Annotated in this window: 13 protein-coding genes; 5 read left to right on the top strand and 8 right to left on the bottom strand. The window is 35.8% G+C overall.

Translation table 11 applies throughout. The features are described from left to right. Window positions 1-33: 33 nt before the first annotated feature. Complete coding sequence (locus V3Z67_RS02040; protein WP_330441750.1) at window positions 34-303, bottom strand: hypothetical protein; 270 nt, start codon at window positions 301-303, stop codon at window positions 34-36. Between the two features lie 30 nt (window positions 304-333). Beyond that, complete coding sequence (locus V3Z67_RS02035; protein ID WP_330441749.1) at window positions 334-531, bottom strand: hypothetical protein; 198 nt, start codon at window positions 529-531, stop codon at window positions 334-336. Between the two features lie 751 nt (window positions 532-1,282). Between V3Z67_RS02035 and V3Z67_RS02030 the strand changes: the two genes are divergently transcribed. The 4 genes from V3Z67_RS02030 to V3Z67_RS02015 all read left to right on the top strand — a co-directional run bounded on the left by V3Z67_RS02030 (window position 1,283) and on the right by V3Z67_RS02015 (window position 5,109). Further along, on the top strand, window positions 1,283-1,621 hold the full coding sequence (locus V3Z67_RS02030; RefSeq protein WP_330441748.1) for a hypothetical protein: 339 nt from the start codon (window positions 1,283-1,285) through the stop codon (window positions 1,619-1,621). A gap of 160 nt (window positions 1,622-1,781) precedes the next feature. Next, window positions 1,782-2,528: a 3-oxoacyl-[acyl-carrier-protein] reductase gene (gene fabG, locus V3Z67_RS02025; RefSeq protein WP_035131108.1), complete on the top strand. Its 747-nt coding sequence runs from the start codon at window positions 1,782-1,784 to the stop codon at window positions 2,526-2,528. 56 nt (window positions 2,529-2,584) lie between these two features. Next, window positions 2,585-4,612 carry a hypothetical protein gene (locus V3Z67_RS02020; protein ID WP_330441747.1) on the top strand — a complete coding sequence of 676 codons (2,028 nt, stop codon included), beginning with the start codon at window positions 2,585-2,587 and terminating at the stop codon, window positions 4,610-4,612. Between the two features lie 68 nt (window positions 4,613-4,680). Next, window positions 4,681-5,109, top strand: a complete 429-nt coding sequence (locus V3Z67_RS02015; RefSeq protein WP_330441746.1) for an META domain-containing protein — start codon at window positions 4,681-4,683, stop codon at window positions 5,107-5,109. Window positions 5,110-5,155: 46 nt separating this feature from the next. On the opposite strand, the gene V3Z67_RS02010 is transcribed toward V3Z67_RS02015, so the two are convergent. Together V3Z67_RS02010 and V3Z67_RS02005 are read right to left on the bottom strand one after the other, a co-directional pair. Next, the gene (locus V3Z67_RS02010) at window positions 5,156-5,557 is read right to left on the bottom strand and encodes a glyoxalase (protein ID WP_330441745.1); all 402 of its coding nucleotides are present in this window, start codon (window positions 5,555-5,557) and stop codon (window positions 5,156-5,158) included. A 74-nt stretch (window positions 5,558-5,631) separates the two neighbouring features. Further along, the gene (locus tag V3Z67_RS02005) at window positions 5,632-6,894 is read right to left on the bottom strand and encodes an OmpA family protein (protein WP_330441744.1); all 1,263 of its coding nucleotides are present in this window, start codon (window positions 6,892-6,894) and stop codon (window positions 5,632-5,634) included. A gap of 100 nt (window positions 6,895-6,994) precedes the next feature. Here V3Z67_RS02005 and V3Z67_RS02000 point away from each other — a divergent pair, with 100 nt between their 5' ends. Next, window positions 6,995-8,350: an NAD-dependent succinate-semialdehyde dehydrogenase gene (locus V3Z67_RS02000; RefSeq protein WP_330441743.1), complete on the top strand. Its 1,356-nt coding sequence runs from the start codon at window positions 6,995-6,997 to the stop codon at window positions 8,348-8,350. A 61-nt stretch (window positions 8,351-8,411) separates the two neighbouring features. On the opposite strand, the gene V3Z67_RS01995 is transcribed toward V3Z67_RS02000, so the two are convergent. The 4 genes from V3Z67_RS01995 to uvrA form a co-directional block, all read right to left on the bottom strand. Next, window positions 8,412-10,817 (bottom strand): alpha-ketoacid dehydrogenase subunit alpha/beta, encoded by a 2,406-nt coding sequence (locus V3Z67_RS01995; RefSeq protein WP_330441742.1) that lies wholly within the window; start codon window positions 10,815-10,817, stop codon window positions 8,412-8,414. A 195-nt stretch (window positions 10,818-11,012) separates the two neighbouring features. Next, entirely contained in the window at window positions 11,013-13,760 is a 2,748-nt protein-coding gene (locus tag V3Z67_RS01990) for an aminopeptidase (protein WP_330441741.1), read from the bottom strand. A gap of 229 nt (window positions 13,761-13,989) precedes the next feature. Beyond that, the gene (locus V3Z67_RS01985) at window positions 13,990-14,712 is read right to left on the bottom strand and encodes a TIGR00730 family Rossman fold protein (protein ID WP_330441740.1); all 723 of its coding nucleotides are present in this window, start codon (window positions 14,710-14,712) and stop codon (window positions 13,990-13,992) included. 28 nt (window positions 14,713-14,740) lie between these two features. Further along, window positions 14,741-17,572, bottom strand: a complete 2,832-nt coding sequence (gene uvrA, locus V3Z67_RS01980; protein WP_330441739.1) for an excinuclease ABC subunit UvrA — start codon at window positions 17,570-17,572, stop codon at window positions 14,741-14,743. Between the last annotated feature and the right edge of the window lie 99 nt (window positions 17,573-17,671).

Genomic DNA, 17,671 nt, shown 5'->3' with positions numbered 1-17,671 from the left:
TTTCTGTTTTTAATGGAATAATAATTTGTCTGGCTAGTTTGTTGCCGGATCGATATTTTTGGCAGCATCATCGCTTCTGTGTTTAAGTCTGTCAGCAATTTCGCCACCTTTGTGCACCACTTCATCAAATTTTTTGCGGGCACTTTCTTTTACATTGTTGTATTTGTCTTTAAGGTCATTACCTAACGACTCAGCTTTTTCACATGCTCCGTCAAGATATCCTTTTCTTTTGCATATAACTCCTACTACCGCAAGGGCTGCTACTCCGGCAGCAATTCCTAAAACTAATTTTTTGTTACTCATAGCTGTTTATTTTTATGATTAATAAATAATTTATTCTTTACTATTGGTTTTGTTTTCCTGCTTCTTTTCATTCTCAGGAGTAAGCCGGCTTCCTTTTGTCACGTCCTTCTCATCCCATTGCCCTAAGTTACTCCCTCTGTTTTTTTGAGGTATTGGCTTAGGTTCCTGATTAGGAACCATATTATTAGGAAGCGGATCCTGATCTGGTTTTCTGTTTGGATTGTTCATAATCAATTAGGTTTTAAAAGCACTTACAAGTTACTTATTATCAATCACAAAGTGTATTAATAATGTCTTAAAAGAGTACTAATAATGAACAGTTTAACGTTTCATTATAGATTTTGAAAAACTGTTTAAAAACCTAAATAATAGTACATGAAAATATAATGCAGATAATAATGTGAGGCTCGTCGAAAGGTATTGCCCCACAAAGGATTAGCACCTGCTGTAAGGTGCTTTATAATAAAGTGATTGTATAGTGAAACTATACAAAAAGAGGATACTCGTGTTCATCATCATAGATGTCGTTCTCTTCTTCATCAAGTTCCCTTTGCGCTATAAAATTATAGACTCTTATAAGTCCAAATCCTGCTAGCATGGCCAGGAAAAATTTCATCATGTTCATCTTCTCTTGTTTTAATCGGTTAACTTTAATCATTACGCTTTTTTAGTTTATTATTTTGATTTTCTTCTTCGTGCCTTGAAATTACTAATAATAAACCGAACGCTGGCTCCATTTAATAAAACTTTAATACTTAAGGGCTTATTTAGCATTAAATTAGTTTTTTCGTAAAGTTAGATATACTTAACCATAGTGATTTTATCAATTGGTTTACCTTCCCTAAAAAAGTCTTTTATAAGTCCGCAATGCTCAAAACCAAATTATGGTATTATTGATTTATCGGATAAAACATTTTCTGATAAATTGGTATTACTATGTTCTAAATTTTCTAGTAATTTGTTTTTTATTAAGTTATATATGGATATAGATATTTTTTGTTTGGATAATACTGAATATGCAGAATTTGATGCTGTTAACAGAGGTTATAGAGGAGATATTTATGTTAGAATAAACGAATATTATTATAACCTAAATGTTTACGACATAGTTCGCCTGCAACAAGACTTTGAGCTTGAGCTTGAAGAATATGGAGTGTATACCCCAGATCCAAATTTAGTTCTTGTAAAAGAAGTTAATAATACAAATATCAAAGAGATTGTAAATCACTTAATTAAAAGTGGTTATTTTAACGAAATACAGCGCGTTAGTTCTAAAACATTAAAGCATTTAAACCTGCTAAAATTAGAATCAAAGTAATGTTGTAATAATTCGTTATACAACATTAACATCTTAATAATGAGTTTCCCTATAAAATTCGTAGTAATACTTGAACTAAAAGATAAATAGGGGTAAATAAACCTCAAACATTTTATTATATTTGTTGCTCTATAAATAAAAAAACAAACAATACGAACCTATGAAATTACTAGAAGGAAAAACGGCTATTATTACCGGAGCGAGTAGAGGTATTGGCCGTGGTATTGCCCAGGTTTTTGCTAAACATGGTGCTAATGTTGCTTTTACATACAGCTCTTCTGCCGAAGCAGCTAAGACATTAGAGGATGAACTTACAGCATTGGGTATTAAAGCTAAGGGATACCAGTCTAACGCTGCCGATTTTAATGAAGCACAAAAGCTGGTTGACGAAGTAGTGGAAACTTTTGGTACTGTAGATATATTAATCAATAATGCAGGTATTACTAAGGATAATCTTTTAATGAGAATATCTGAAGAAGATTTTGATAAGGTAATAGAAGTGAACCTTAAGTCGGTTTTCAACATGACCAAAGCAGTACAGAGAACAATGCTTAAACAACGTCATGGTTCTATTATCAATATGAGCTCTGTAGTAGGTGTTAAGGGTAATGCCGGACAAACTAACTACGCAGCTTCTAAAGCAGGTGTAATTGGTTTCACTAAATCAGTAGCATTAGAGCTTGGCTCAAGAAACATCCGTTGCAACGCTATTGCTCCTGGTTTCATTGAAACTGAAATGACAGAGAAGCTGGGTGCCGATGTAATTAAAGGATGGACAGAGAACATTCCGTTAAAACGTGGTGGTACTCCTGAAGATGTAGCTAACGCTTGTGTTTATCTTGCTTCAGACTTGTCTGCTTACGTAACAGGTCAAACCCTGAACGTAGACGGAGGTATGCTTACCTAATTCAAAAAAGCATTAATTTTAAATTAAAACCAATTGAATATCGATAACCAGCCAATATGACTACATCTACAGTTTTATTAATAATAGTATCTGCACTTGTAGCCTTTGCGTTATCGTTTTATCAATATCTTTTTAAAGCCAAAAAGAAAAGCCCGGTGTTCTTCTTTTTGGCTTTTTTACGTTTCATTACACTTATGGCTGTTTTTTTACTGCTTATTAATCCGGTTGTAACAAAACAGGATTATGAAACGGTTAAAACACCACTTCCGCTACTGCTGGATAATTCGCAGTCAGTTAAGGAATTGGGACAGGATAGTATCGCTAAACTACTTTCTCAAAAAATTACTTCAAACCAGGCATTAAATGAAAAGTATGATGTACAGCTTTATACTTTTGATGAAGGTTTTGAAGTAGGAAAGGAGCCCGACTTTAAAGGGAAGCAAACCCATATTGACCAGGCAGTACAAAACCTGAAACAGTTTTACCGAAATACATCTTATCCGGTTATATTATTAACAGATGGTAACCAAACTATAGGTAATGATTATGTATACAGTTTTCAGCAAAACACAAGTGTTTACCCAATAGTGTTGGGTGATACTACTGTTTTTCCAGATTTGAAGATTAATCAGCTTAATGCTAATAAGTACGCTTTCCTGAAAAACAAATTTCCTGTAGAGGTGTTTTTACAGTATAATGGTAACAAAACCGTTAATGCTGTATTTTCGGTTCAACAAGGTAATAGTGTATTAAGTAAACAAAATATCACTTTTACTAAAGATAAAAAAGCACAGGCTATTACTGTTTTACTGGATGCAGATAAGGTAGGAGTACAAACTTACAGAGCAGTGCTATCTTCACCGGAACAGGAGAAAAATAAATACAATAACATTAAAAACTTTGCTGTAGAGATAATCGATCAGCGAAGTGAGGTGGCAATTATTTCTTCCATCAACCACCCTGATCTTGGGGCTTTAAAAAGAGCTATTGAGTCAAACCAGCAAAGAAGGGTAACGATTATTAAACCAAATGAAGTAAAATCATTAAAAGATTACAATGTATTGGTTTTATATCAGCCTAATGCTACTTTTAGAGGACTTTTTGATATGAATGCCAATGCCGGATTAAACACTTGGATTATTACCGGTATGCATACTGATTTTAATTTGCTTAACCAGTATCAGCAGCAGTTATCCTTTAAGATGACAAATCAAAAGGAAGATTACCTTGCAAGCTATATTTCATCCTTTAACCTTTTTGCTACCGATGATATAGGTTTTGAACAGTTTCCGCCATTAGAGCAACCTTTTGGTAATGTTAAGCTTAATTCGGGAACGAATACTTTATTACAGGCCAGGATAAGAAATGTTGAAACTGATAACCCTTTACTAGTTTTTTCTGAGAGCGGTTCATCGCGTAAAGCTTTCCTGTTAGGAGAAAACATCTGGAAGTGGAGACTTGAAACACATGTGAATAATAAGTCGTTTGAAGAGTTTGACGTGTTTACAGATAAAATAATTCAGTATTTGGCAACCAACTCAAAACGAAAATCATTAGTGATTAATCACGAACGTTTTTACAATTTGGGCGAGCCAATAAATATTACGGCACAATTTTTTAATAAAAACTACGAGTTTGACGAAAATGCCCGCTTAACTATTGTTGTAAAAGGGAAGGAGTCTCACTTTAGTAAAACCTACGATTTCCTTAAAGGAAATAACGAGTATAAAATTAATATGGCTGGGCTTCCAACAGGGAAATATACTTTCACTGTTAAGGAGAATAATTCCAATACGACTTATGTAGGTAACTTTGAAGTACTTGATTTTGAAATTGAGAAACAGTTTGTAAACCCTGATTTAAACCGACTATTACAGACAGCAGATAATACAAACGGTAAAGTATACTACCCGTCTCAAACAGATGAGTTAATCGATTTTCTTGCCAAAAATGAGAGTTATAAAGAAACTCAAAAAGTAAAAACTACGAAGTCTCCGTTAATAGACTGGATTACACTTCTTATTATACTTTGTATTTCTCTTGCTACAGAATGGTTTACAAGAAAATATAACGGACTGTTATAAAATTATTGTAATTACTATTTTTGATTAATGCTATTTGGTTAATTTTATAGAAACAAAAAATAAGCATTATGAAAAAACTTGCAACATTAACTACAATTATTGCATTTCTATTCACTCTTGTATCCTGTAAATGCACAGAAAAGATTTCTACAGACGTTTTAACCGCAAATGCATGGGAATTGTCAATGTTAAACGGAAAAGCTGCTGATACAGCCGATTTTGGACGTGGAATGCCTACTGCAACTTTTACAGCCGAAAAGAAAATGAACGGAAGCGCAGGTTGTAATCGTTATGGGGGTGAATATCAAATAGGAGAGGATGGTAGTTTTAAAGCCGATAAGGTTTTTGCCACTAAAATGTATTGTGCCGATGCAAAAGGTGAAAGTGAATTTTTAAAAGCACTTAATGATGCTAACAGAATTAAAACCCAAAAAGGAAAAGTTATCCTTTTAAATGGCGACAAGGAAGTAATGGTTTTTGTTCCTTCAGTCAAATAGAGAAAATTAAAATAATAAAAAAGGGAGCTGGTTAAAGCTCCCTTTTTTATACTTCGGTTTTTACTAAAATCTGTACCTGATCTTTAAGGCGTTCAATGAGTATATTCATCATCCTTTTGTTAAGGTTTGAAGAGTTCGTTATATACTCTCTAAACTCTTCAATAGTAAACATGGCGATAACCATGCCTTTTAAAGTGTTTCTAAACTTTATATCCTTTTGTATGGCATTCTCTATAAAAAGAAGTTTTTTCTCTGTAGAGAGGCTGTAAAAATCAGTTTTATGCTTGTTTACATAGTTAAGGAAAGATTCTACAAATAAATCATTTTGGAATTTTAGAATAGGTCTAAGGGTTCTGTTTTGGAATTTTTCTTCCTGTGAAGACTGTTCCATTATTTCACCTATAGTGCCACCTCTTATTTCCAGAAGGGCATTGTCGCGCTGGTTCATTTTCTTTTACCTTAAAGATATAAAAAAACCTCTGCATTAAGCAGAGGTTTTAGTTTATTTGTTAGAATCTAATATTATTTCAGGATGAAAGTAACTCTTCTTACTACCTGACGTGCATATTTAGAATCTTTGTTTACTGAAGTATCTTCACCGTTACCTACAATGTTTAGTCTACCAGCATCGATACCAGCGTCAACTAAAATCTTCTTAACGTTTTCAGCTCTTCTTTGAGATAGTTGCTTGTTGTAATCGCTGTTACCGATTTCGTCAGCATATCCTACTACGTCTGCAGAAACTGAAGGATTTTGTTTTAGGTATTTGATTAGGAAGTTAACACCGCTTACAGACTGTGCGTTTGGCTTGTCTGAATTGAAGTCGAAGTAAACATTCACATAACCGTTGTTGATTAGACCAGCAAGATCGTTGCTATTACTTTCGCTAACTTCTTTTTTGATTTCGTTAGTTCTTTGATCTAGGTAAGACTCTAGCTCATCAGGCACACCATTGTTGTTTTTATCAATAGCTCTACCTTTTGTATCAACAGCAACACCAGTTACACTGTTTGGTTCAGCATCTAGATAATCCGGCACACCGTCTTTATCAGAGTCATTCATCATAGTTTCGACTTCTCCAATTCTTTGCTCTAGTGCATCTAGCTCATCGCTCTTATCGTCAACAAACCAGTCAGCATGCTTTTCGTTTTTACCTAAGTAGATAGAAAGACCTACAGTAGCATTGTAAAGGGTGCTGTCAAAACCTTGTTTTGTTGTCTGGTTGTTACCACCATCCCAAGTTTTTTGTTGAGAGAAGCTGTTTATCATGGTAAAGTCAGCGTTTAACGAAACTCTGTCAGATAGTCTTACCTGTCCGGTTAAACCGATAAGGAAGTTACCAATCCAGTCTTCACCTTCAAAACGGTCATCATTTTTAAGTTGGCCTACACCAACACCCATGTGACCTAAAAGGTTGAATCTGTTAGTCCATGATTCAAACTCCATAATACGGCCAAGGTTAGCATAACCCTGTAAGCTTGTACGTAGAAGTTTAGATTCGAATTCAGGACCGTCATCTTCACTCATCACATCATAACCTGCGTCAAGTTTAAGACCGAATTTAGTGTTAAACATGTACCTGAAACCTAAATCTGCATGGAAAAAATTAAATGCAGATGAATGATAGCCCGGGCTCATTGGATTAGCGGGCTTGCTGAAACCGCCGTTAACATCAATAGACCATTTGTTGTAGTCATTTGAGTTACCGCTTTCCTGCACGTCCTGTGCTTGTAAACTTGCCGAAGTTAGGCAAATCATTAATAAAGGTAGTACAACTTTCTTCATAATAATTGTTTATTGTTATCAGTACTTTGAAATTTTTTGTAAATGTAGTAATTTTAAATCTAAGAAAATATGTGTTATTTTTACAAATATATACTTTATAATGCCGTTAACAACTAATCCATACGACTTAAGTACCCTGTCGGAATATCAGTATTACACTGACATTCAGGTTAATCAAATACTTGAAATTAGTCAGAAAAGCTTTCGAAAATGGGGGAAAACACCCCTTGAAAAAAGGGTGAAATTTATCAAAAATTTAATATTTGTTTTAACAAAAAAACAACATTTGCTGGCTGAAAAGTGCTCTCAGGAGATGGGGAAACCGCTTAAGCAGGCTATTGCAGAGGTGAAAAAGTGCTCGCTTTTGTGTGAATTTTACCTTGAACACGCAGAAAAGTTCCTTCAGGATGAAAAAATTTCCTCAGATGCAGGTGAAAGTTTTGTTACTCACGAACCTCTTGGGGTTATTTTAGGAGTAATGCCGTGGAATTTTCCATACTGGCAGGTTTTCCGCTTTGCTATTCCGGCAATTATTGCAGGAAATACTGTTGTAGTAAAGCATGCTTCAAACGTAGCTGAATGTGCTCAGTTACTGGAAGAGCTTTTTAAAGAGGCCGAATTCCCTGAAACGGTATACCAAAACCTTCAAATATCCGGTAGTCAGGTTAAAAATGCGATTGAGAATCCTGTTATTAAAGGAGTGTCTCTTACAGGTAGTGAAAAAGCGGGAGCTACGGTTGCTTCTACAGCTGCTAATCTCATAAAAAAATCAGTATTGGAGCTAGGAGGAAGTAATGCTTTTATTGTGCTGGAAGATGCCGATTTAGATAAGGCTATACCAGTAGCTGTTACTGCCAGAATGCAAAACACGGGGCAAAGCTGTATTGCAGCTAAGCGTTTTTTAGTTCATAGTTCGCTTTATGATGAGTTTTTGGAGCGTTTTACTACGGAAGTCAAAAAACTTAAATCAGGCAATCCTATGGAGGATGATACTGATATTGGTCCGCTTGCAAGAGTAGATCTTGCAGAAGATATCGAAAAGCAGGTAAATAAATCTGTTGAGATGGGGGCTAAGGTGATAATAGGGGGTAAACGCAATAATGCTTTTTATGAACCGACTATTGTGGTTAATATTACAACAGACATGCCTTTGTTTAATGAGGAAGTTTTTGGTCCTGTAGCTCCTGTAATTGCTTTTGATACTTTTGAAGAAGCTGTTGAATTAAGTAATGATTCTGATTTTGGCTTAGGTGTAAATATCTTTACCGAAGACATTGAAGGAATAAAAGAGAAGATAAGTTTTTTTGAAGAAGGAGCTGTATTTATAAATGCGATGGTAAAATCAGATCCTGCCTTGCCTTTCGGAGGAGTTAAGAAATCGGGATTCGGACGTGAACTTGCAGAAAACGGAATTAAGGAGTTTGTAAACGTGAAAACAGTTTATATAGCCAGGTAATGTTTTAAGTAAGAAGTAATTATAAATAAAAATCCCCGCTCAACGAGCGGGGATTTTTGTATTAGTATAATTGTGGATATTCTGTTGGGTTAACTTCATGCATTATCGCATAAATTTTTTCGTAGATATCTTCTGCAGATGGTTTAGAGAAATAATCCCCATCTGTACCATAAGCAGGTCTGTGTGCTTTAGAAGTAAGTGTTTCCGGCTTACTGTCTAAATACCTGTAAGCATTTTGCTCATCAAGTATTTGTTGCAGTATATAAGCAGAAGCTCCACCAGGAACATCTTCATCAATCACTAAAAGTCTGTTAGTTTTAGCGACACTCTTTACGATGTCATGGTTAATATCAAAAGGTAACAATGACTGTACATCTATAATCTCGGCATCAATACCTACTTCAAGAAGTTCTTTTGCAGCCTGTTCTACAAGTCTAAGTGTAGAGCCGTATGATACTAGTGTAATATCTTCACCTTCTTTTATTGTCTCAACAACACCTATAGGAGTTTTAAACTCACCAAGGTTTGTTGGTTTTTTCTCTTTTAATCTATAACCGTTAAGGCATTCTACTACTAATGCAGGCTCATCTGTTTCTAAAAGTGTATTATAGAAACCAGCTGCTTTAGTCATGTTTCTTGGAACAAGTACATGGATACCTCTAATAGCATTAATTATCATTCCCATTGGAGAACCAGAGTGCCATATACCTTCAAGCCTGTGACCACGGGTTCTTATAATAAGCGGAGCCTTTTGTCTACCGGCTGTACGGTATTGTAGCGTAGCAAGATCGTCACTCATTATCTGGATAGCGTATAAAAGGTAATCAAGATACTGTATCTCGGCAATTGGCCTAAGCCCTCTCATTGCCATACCTATACCCTGACCTAATATAGTTGCTTCACGAATACCGGCATCACAAACACGGAAATCTCCATATTTTTCCTGCATTCCTTCAAGTCCCTGGTTTACGTCACCTATGTGTCCGCAATCTTCACCAAAAACCAAAGTACCTGGGTATTTAGAGAAAAGGGCATCAAAATTATCACGTATAACAACACGTCCGTCAACTTCTTCGTTACCCTCTGCATATTCAGGAAGTACTTCGTTTACGCTGTGTACGTTTTTATCTGACTGAGAGAATAGGTGAGAGCTGTATTTTGGCTGAATTTTTTCAGTATAAGTAGTAATCCATGTAGAAAGTGTGCTTTTGCCAGCCTCCTTAATAATGATACGAAGTACTTTTCTTGCTGCGATTAAAAGTTCCTTTCTTATAGGCTCTTTTATGCCGGAAAGATCATTGATGTATTTATCAATAAATACTTTGTTAGGACTTTGCTCTGCAATTGTTTTTAAAACGCTAACAAGTTCGTCACGCTCTTCTTTTATAGGTATAGTATAAGCGCTCCATGCTGCCTTTTTAGCTTCAAGAACATCTTTTTTAGCCTGAGAATCGATTGCATCAAGGTCTTCAGCCGTAGCCATTTCATTTTCAATCATCCATTTTCTCATTTGTGCGATACAATCATATTCAGCTTCCCATGATAAACGGTCGGCATCTTTATAACGCTCGTGAGAACCTGAAGTAGAGTGTCCCTGTGGCTGTGTAAGTTCGTGAACATGTATAAGTACAGGCACGTGTTGCTCTCTTGCAATTTGTGAGGCTCTTTCGTAAGCTGAAATCAGTTCAGGATAATCCCATCCTTTCACTACAATAATTTCATATCCTTTATTTTCCTCATCGCGCTGAAATCCTTTAAGGATTTCAGATATATTTTCTTTAGTGGTTTGGTGACGTGCGTGTACCGAAATACCGTACTCATCATCCCAAACACTAATAATCATAGGTACCTGTAAAACACCTGCTGCATTTATGGTTTCAAAAAACAACCCTTCAGATGTACTGGCGTTACCAATAGTTCCCCAGGCAACTTCGTTACCGTTTATAGAGAAATCAGTTTTATTTTCAATACCCGAAACGTTTCTGAAAACTTTTGAAGCCTGAGCCAAACCAAGTAATCTTGGCATTTGTCCTGCAGTAGGAGAGATGTCGGCACTGGAATTTTTTTGCTGAGTTAAGCTTTTCCAGTTTCCATTCTCATCAAGACTGTGTGTAGAGAAGTGACCACCCATTTGTCTACCTGCCGACATTGGGTCGTGCTCTAAATCACTATGCCCGTATAGTCCTGCAAAAAACTGTTGGATATTTAATTTTCCAATAGCCATCATAAAGGTTTGGTCACGATAGTAACCTGAACGGAAATCTCCGTTACGGAAAGCTTTAGCCATCGCCAGCTGCGGAACTTCTTTTCCGTCACCGAAGATACCAAACTTAGCTTTACCTGTAAGAACCTCCTTGCGGCCTAAAAGGCTACATTCCCTGCTTACTATAGCAACTTTATAATCATTAAGCACTTCTGCTTTAAAATCGTCAAAAGAAATAGTCTTTTTAGTTTCTGTCTCAGTCATAAACACACATATTGAATAACTACAAATTTAATTAAAAGTATTGAATTTCATAAATTTCAAACAAAAAAATGATTTCACTTTTGGCAGTAAAATCGTTTTATAGCTATTTTTCAATAAATTATTTTCAATAAAAACTCTATAAAAATAAATATTATGTATTTTTTAACAACATCTAAAAGTGTTATAAAATACATCCTATAGCCATTTCCTTGTGAATAATTTAATCAATGTACCCGGGCTTAAAGTGACCACAAAGCGTATATTTTGGCTATAATTGCTGTCATTCAGGGCAAAACCGTTTGACGAATATACAGGGAAGTATAGTTCAAAATAATCTGTAAGAAGGTTTAAACGAATTCCGCTATCGTAAACAAATTCGGGGTTTTGATACTTATTCTTCAAAAATCCTGCATCACCATAAACTTCTACCCAATTCCAGATATTTACACTCGCATTTACGGTTGTCATCCATTGATTTGCATATCGTGTGTCCAGTTTTGACTTAAATCCGCCTTCAGCCATAACAAACTGCTGACTGTAAATTCCGGTAGTTTCAGATCGTCCGTAGAAATTATAATCAAAAAGATAATCAGTAGGGCGGTCCAAGCCAAAGCTGTAGTAATCAGAATCGGTATCCTTATACATAAACATACCGCCATAAAAGCGTAGGTTTATTTGCCTATTGTCATTAAATAGCCGTCTAAACTGAACTTCTCCTGCCAATTTACCAAAGTTGTTGGCAATCTGTAAATCAGTAGAGTAGTCCAGATGCCTTATTACTTCAGATTCTGATGAAGTATATCGGGCATTAAATACCGAATAATCTTCGTTTTGCTGATCGGTAAACGTAAAGCTTGAGTTTTCCCTATTTACTAATATATGTCGTAATAAAAGGAACTGCTTTTTATTACTACGTAAATTCTCATCCCTAAACCTAAACTGAATACTAGGGGAAACCCTTAAATAAGCAGCGTTAGGGGCGTAGTGATAAGTAGAAGCTCCTAAGCCGTATCTTATATTATACAACGGGCCGTCATCTCTTATATAATGATTAAACTGCATAGAGGCAGAACCTATAAGCTCTCCTGTTTTGCTGGAATAGCTTGGGGTTACATTAAATGTAAACGGTTTTTCAAGTATCGACTTATTATGGAAACGTAAACCTAATGATAGTCCGTCATATAGGTTAAATGTGAAATTAGGCACATAGAAAATTTGATTGTATCCAGGGTCTTCTAAATCCTGGAAAAATGTAAACTTTATAGGTTTGTTGTTTAAAACAATCTTGTTTAGTTTTTTCCAGTTGTTGCGCCTATTGTATTCAATTACCTCGTTTTCATAATTAATGGCTAACCTGTCAGCCCCCTGCCGTGCAATAGTGAATGTGCTATCTTTTTTTACATTGTTTAACCAATGTTTAAATATAACCTCACCATCTTTTAACCCGTAAAGAGGAACAGGAACATTAACCCTCGTTTCGTTTTTTATAGTAACCTTTAGCGAGTCTTTTTTCTTTTTTACCTTCCCGAATTTATAATCAATTATATCCCTACTATCTACAACAGAAGTGTAAAACCAGTTTGTTTCTTTCTCTGTTTTAGAATTAATAATATCCCTAAAATCATTACGGGTGGTTTGCTGGTTCTTGTTTAGTTCAAAATACTCTTTAATTGATAATGGTATTACATCATTCTCAAGGTAACTGTCAAGATAGTTAAGGGCTAGTCCGGCTTTGTATTTACCAGCCATCTGCTCATTGAACTTTATAAAGGTATTTTTTGGATCACCAATAGGTTGGTCAAGGTTTTTACGAGCCATTACCAAATACAGATAACTGAATTTTGAATTATAGTCTACCTTAAAAATATTATGCCCTTTAAGAATACCCCACCTAATACCCATCATGGTTTTTTCCGGATGATATTCTTCTATATATTTGTACATAAGGTAGGTTTGTATACCATCGTATATCCAGTTATCTTCCCGTGGATTTAACCTAAGAGTATTTTTAAGGTAATTGTTTAAGTAGGTTTTAAGGAATTTTATTTCATAAATAAACGAATCAGGGAAGGGGGCTATGAACGATGGTAACTGATTAAGTCCATAAACCGGGTTTCTTTCATAATCCACCTCGCTCACTGTTATTTTACCGTAAGGATATTTCCCTAAATTATCGTTAGTAAAGTTAATAATGTTATTGATAAGAGAAGCCTTTTGTATACCGGTAACCCTATAATCTTTTAAATTTGTATTGACCTCTACGGTTGAGTTTGTAAATACCTCAAAATCATTGTGAGGCTGAATAATCATACTAAACCCATGTCGGTTTTCACCAATAAAAAAGTATTCAGTACCGCGGTCGTTTTTTTGTTTATTACCCTGATACAAATCTGTAGTGACATTAAGCTTCTCATCAGCAATTAAAGTTACCTGATAATCACAAAACGAATTGGCTATATCATCAAGATTTTCATTACTGTTTTTTACAAACTTGCCGTTTTCCACACGCGCAGGGGTAAGGTACCAATCTTTTAGTTTTAAGTTGCCGTTATTATCATATCCGTAACGGGTAAATTTATCATCGGGTAGCTTAACATAATACATAAGGCTTATATTAAACTTTTCATTTGGATAAATAGGTTTAATTATTTGTATATTAATTAAATCAGGATGTTTTTCTGGTCGGGTATGTTTTAAGGCAACACCATATTGATTGGTAACCGAATAGATAGTTGTATGACCTCTTTTTTCATCTTTTTCAAGATGAAAGGAACGCACAAATTCGTCAGAAAAACGCTTTCCTAGCGGAGTAGTTTTACTGGAGTAGGCGTTATTCCAGTCGTTAAGGATAAACTCATGCAGGGTATCCTGCGACTGGTTATGAAATGTAATGTCCTGCTTTACCCTAAGGGTGTTATTCTCATAATCCAGTACCACAAACATTTTATTAAGATGTTGGGCATAGGCTCCCGATGTGAGAACAAAAAAAAGGGAAAAAAACAGTTTAAAATTACGATTCAAGGTATGGTGTATAAATTAATAATCTTTTTACTAAAATATGCTTTTGCATGGTTATAACAACTATGCGAGCATTAATATTTACTTAAAAAGAGATGTATAATAGTATCTGAAGGTTGCCTTTAAAATAGTTAAATATTTTAAAAATAGTAATTTAGAAGTTAGGACTAAGGTTGTATTTTTTATAGAATGTATCTATAACTTCAAGCACTTCGTCTTCGGTATCTACTATTTTGATAAGGTTCATGTCTTCCGGACTTGCATTAAAATACTTTTCTATAAGTACGTTTTTTATCCAGTCTATCAAACCGGTCCAAAATTCTGAACCTACCAGTATAATAGGAAATTTGGCTATCTTTTTTGTCTGAATGAGAGTTATAGCCTCAAACATTTCGTCGAGCGTACCAAAACCTCCCGGCATTACCACAAATCCCTGAGAGTATTTAACAAACATTACTTTTCTAACAAAGAAGTAGTCGAAGTTAAGATTCTTGTCACTATCTATATACTGGTTAAAGTGTTGTTCAAAAGGCAAATCAATATTAAGACCAACAGAAGGACTCATCCCCTTTGCAGCACCTTTATTACCGGCTTCCATAATACCGGGACCACCGCCAGTAATCACACCATAACCTGCTTTAGATATTTTTTCGGCAATTTTTTCGGCAAGTAAATAATACTTATGATCGCCTTTGGTTCTTGCAGAACCGAATATAGATACACAAGGACCAATACGGGCCATGCTTTCAAAGCCGTTAACGAATTCTGACATTATTTTAAAAATAGCCCACGAATCGTTACTCCTTATTTCATTCCATGTTTTAGGGGTCAAATCCTCACGGATTTTCTCATCGTCATCTTTATATTCTTTAGACATAGCAATATTAAATTTTTAAGGTCACTTACTAAGATAGCTCTTTTTTAAGAAATTTTGCTGTATAACTTTTCTTATTCTTTATAATTTCTTCGGGAGTACCTTCGGCTATTAGCTTACCACCACCTTTACCGCCTTCATAACCAATATCTATTATATGGTCGGCAAGTTTAATAACGTCCATATTATGTTCAATAATAAGGACGGTATTACCTTTTTTAACCAGCCTGTTTATTACTTCCATTAGCACCCTTATGTCTTCAAAATGCAATCCTGTTGTAGGCTCATCCAATATATAGAAGGTATTTCCGGTATCTTTTTTAGAAAGTTCGGTAGCCAGTTTTATCCTTTGTGCCTCACCTCCCGAAAGGGTAGTACTTTGCTGACCTAGAGTAATGTAACCAAGTCCTACATCCTGAATGGTTTTTATTTTGCGAAAAATTTTAGGGATATTCTCAAAAAACGGAACAGCCTCATCAACCGTCATATCCAGTATATCTGATATTGATTTTCCTTTATAACGGATTTCCAGTGTTTCCCTGTTGAAACGTTTTCCCTGACAGGTTTCACATTCCACATAAACATCAGGAAGGAAGTTCATTTCAATAACCCTTAGACCCGATCCTTCACAGGTTTCACAGCGACCACCTTTAACGTTAAAACTAAAACGCCCCGGTTTGTAACCTCTAATCATAGCCTCAGGGGTTTGGGTAAACAACCTGCGTATTTCAGAGAAAACATCAGTATATGTAGCCGGATTAGAACGTGGTGTTCGACCTATAGGTGACTGATCTATATCAATAACCTTATCAATATGCTCAAGTCCTTCTATTTTTTTATACGGTTGTGGTTTTTTGACCGCATTAAAAAAGTGTGTATTAAGAATAGGGTATAGGGTTTCGTTTATAAGGGTTGATTTACCGCTACCCGATACTCCGGTTACACATATAAGTTTACCAAGCGGGAATTCTACAGTAACATTTTTAAGATTATTACCGGTAGCTCCGCTAAGTTTTATGGTTTTACCGTTGCCTTCCCTACGCTTTTTAGGTACGGCAATTTCTCTTTCTCCGTTTAAGTAACCAGCCGTAAGTGTATGTTCTTTAAGTAATTGCTGCGGAGTACCTTTACTTACTATCTGTCCGCCAAAACGTCCTGCTGCCGGGCCTATGTCAATTACATAATCGGCACGCTCTATCATGTCCTTGTCGTGTTCAACAACGATAACCGAGTTCCCTATATCCCTTAACTGCTCAAGAGAATGAATTAGTTTTTCGTTATCTCGCTGGTGTAAACCTATACTTGGTTCATCAAGAATATATAATACACCTACAAGCTGAGAGCCTATTTGTGTGGCTAGCCTTATACGTTGTGCCTCACCACCCGAAAGTGATTTAGAACTACGGTTAAGTGCCAGGTAATTTAACCCTACATCCAGAAGGAAGCTTAAACGGGTTTTGATTTCCTTTACAATTTCCGAAGCGATAATTTTTTGCTTTTCAGACAGCCTTTCGTTTAGGTTGTCAAACCATTCGGCAAGGTCTGATATATCCATAAAAGATAGTTCGGCAATGTTTTTACCGTCTATCTTAAAGTATAGTGATTCTTTTTTAAGTCGGGTTCCGTTACAAACAGGGCATTCTACCTCGTCCATAAAGTCTTTTGCCCAACGCTTAATAGAACTAGAACCACTTTCGTCATACTGGTTTTGAATGAAACTTGAAATTCCTTCAAAATCAATTTTGTATTCACGGTTTACACCAAGAGTTTTAGAATTTACTGTAAACTTCTCATTACCACCATTCATTATCATATCCATCGCTTCCTGCGAAATGGTCTCTATAGGATCGGTAAGTTTAAACCCGTATTTTTCACCTATAACCTCAAGCTGTTTAAATATCCAAGAGTTTTTATACTCTCCAAGGGGAGCAAAACCTCCCTGTTTAATAGATAGCTTAGGGTTAGGGATTATTTTTTTGATGTTGATTTCGTTTACTGTTCCTAAACCATTACAATTATCACAAGCTCCTTTTGGAGAGTTAAATGAAAAGTTATTGGGTTCTGGGTTAGGGTAGGAGATACCCGATGTAGGACACATTAAATTACGGCTGTAATAACGAACATCATCTGTGCCGTGTTCTATAACCATCATTACATCATCACCGTGATACATGGCAGTTTTGATGCTTTCGCTAATGCGTTTGTCTAAATCGTCACTGCTGTCAACCTGCATACGGTCTATAACCGTTTCAATATCGTGGGTTTTGTAACGGTCCAGTTTCATACCGCTTTCAATATCCTTTATTTCACCATCTACACGAACCTTTAGGAATCCCTGTTTAGAAATCTGTTCAAAAAGTTCACGGTAATGCCCTTTACGGGAACGGATAATAGGAGCCAGTATGGTTATACGTTTACCATTGAATTTCTCTACAATAAGCTCTTTGATTTGGTCGTCACTGTAGCTTACCATTTTCTCTCCGGTAACATAACTGTAGGCTTCGCCGGAACGGGCATATAAAAGCCTCAGGAAATCGTATATCTCAGTAATAGTGCCAACAGTTGAACGCGGACTCTTACTTGTAGTTTTCTGCTCAATGGCGATAACAGGAGAGAGTCCGTCAATTTTATCCACATCAGGGCGTTCCAGTCCGCCAAGGAACTGACGCGCATAAGCCGAGAAGGTTTCAATATACCTGCGCTGGCCTTCTGCATAAATGGTGTCAAACGCCAGTGATGATTTACCTGAACCCGAAAGTCCTGTTATAACAACAAGCTTTTCCCTTGGTATGGTTACGTCTATATTTTTAAGGTTATGGGCACGTGCGCCCATTACTTCAATCGTTTCTTCGTTATTAAGCATAGCAAATTGGTGCAAAACGCAAAGATACTGATTTTAAAGGTATTTTTATAGTGGAAGTAGGAGTAAGAAATTGTTAAAACCAATATGATTTTATATTAT

It is taken from the genome of Flavobacterium sp. C4GT6, assembly GCF_036347315.1.
GTDB lineage: Bacteria > Bacteroidota > Bacteroidia > Flavobacteriales > Flavobacteriaceae > Flavobacterium.
Note: the sequence above shows the minus strand (reverse complement) of the source record. Positions and strands in the feature narration are given on the sequence as shown.

Excerpts from the sequence above, each read along its gene's own strand:
- V3Z67_RS02040 (WP_330441750.1), bottom strand. The coding sequence starts at position 303 with ATGAGTAACAAAAAATTAGTTTTAGGAATTGCTGCCGGAGTAGCAGCC.
- V3Z67_RS02010 (WP_330441745.1), bottom strand. The coding sequence starts at position 5,557 with ATGAACCAGCGCGACAATGCCCTTCTGGAAATAAGAGGTGGCACTATA.
- V3Z67_RS02035 (WP_330441749.1), bottom strand. The coding sequence starts at position 531 with ATGAACAATCCAAACAGAAAACCAGATCAGGATCCGCTTCCTAATAAT.
- V3Z67_RS01990 (WP_330441741.1), bottom strand. The coding sequence starts at position 13,760 with ATGTTTGTGGTACTGGATTATGAGAATAACACCCTTAGGGTAAAGCAG.
- V3Z67_RS01995 (WP_330441742.1), bottom strand. The coding sequence starts at position 10,817 with ATGACTGAGACAGAAACTAAAAAGACTATTTCTTTTGACGATTTTAAA.
- V3Z67_RS02030 (WP_330441748.1), top strand. The coding sequence starts at position 1,283 with ATGGATATAGATATTTTTTGTTTGGATAATACTGAATATGCAGAATTT.
- uvrA (WP_330441739.1), bottom strand. The coding sequence starts at position 17,572 with ATGCTTAATAACGAAGAAACGATTGAAGTAATGGGCGCACGTGCCCAT.
- V3Z67_RS02005 (WP_330441744.1), bottom strand. The coding sequence starts at position 6,894 with ATGAAGAAAGTTGTACTACCTTTATTAATGATTTGCCTAACTTCGGCA.
- V3Z67_RS02020 (WP_330441747.1), top strand. The coding sequence starts at position 2,585 with ATGACTACATCTACAGTTTTATTAATAATAGTATCTGCACTTGTAGCC.
- V3Z67_RS02000 (WP_330441743.1), top strand. The coding sequence starts at position 6,995 with ATGCCGTTAACAACTAATCCATACGACTTAAGTACCCTGTCGGAATAT.
- V3Z67_RS01985 (WP_330441740.1), bottom strand. The coding sequence starts at position 14,712 with ATGTCTAAAGAATATAAAGATGACGATGAGAAAATCCGTGAGGATTTG.
- fabG (WP_035131108.1), top strand. The coding sequence starts at position 1,782 with ATGAAATTACTAGAAGGAAAAACGGCTATTATTACCGGAGCGAGTAGA.
- V3Z67_RS02015 (WP_330441746.1), top strand. The coding sequence starts at position 4,681 with ATGAAAAAACTTGCAACATTAACTACAATTATTGCATTTCTATTCACT.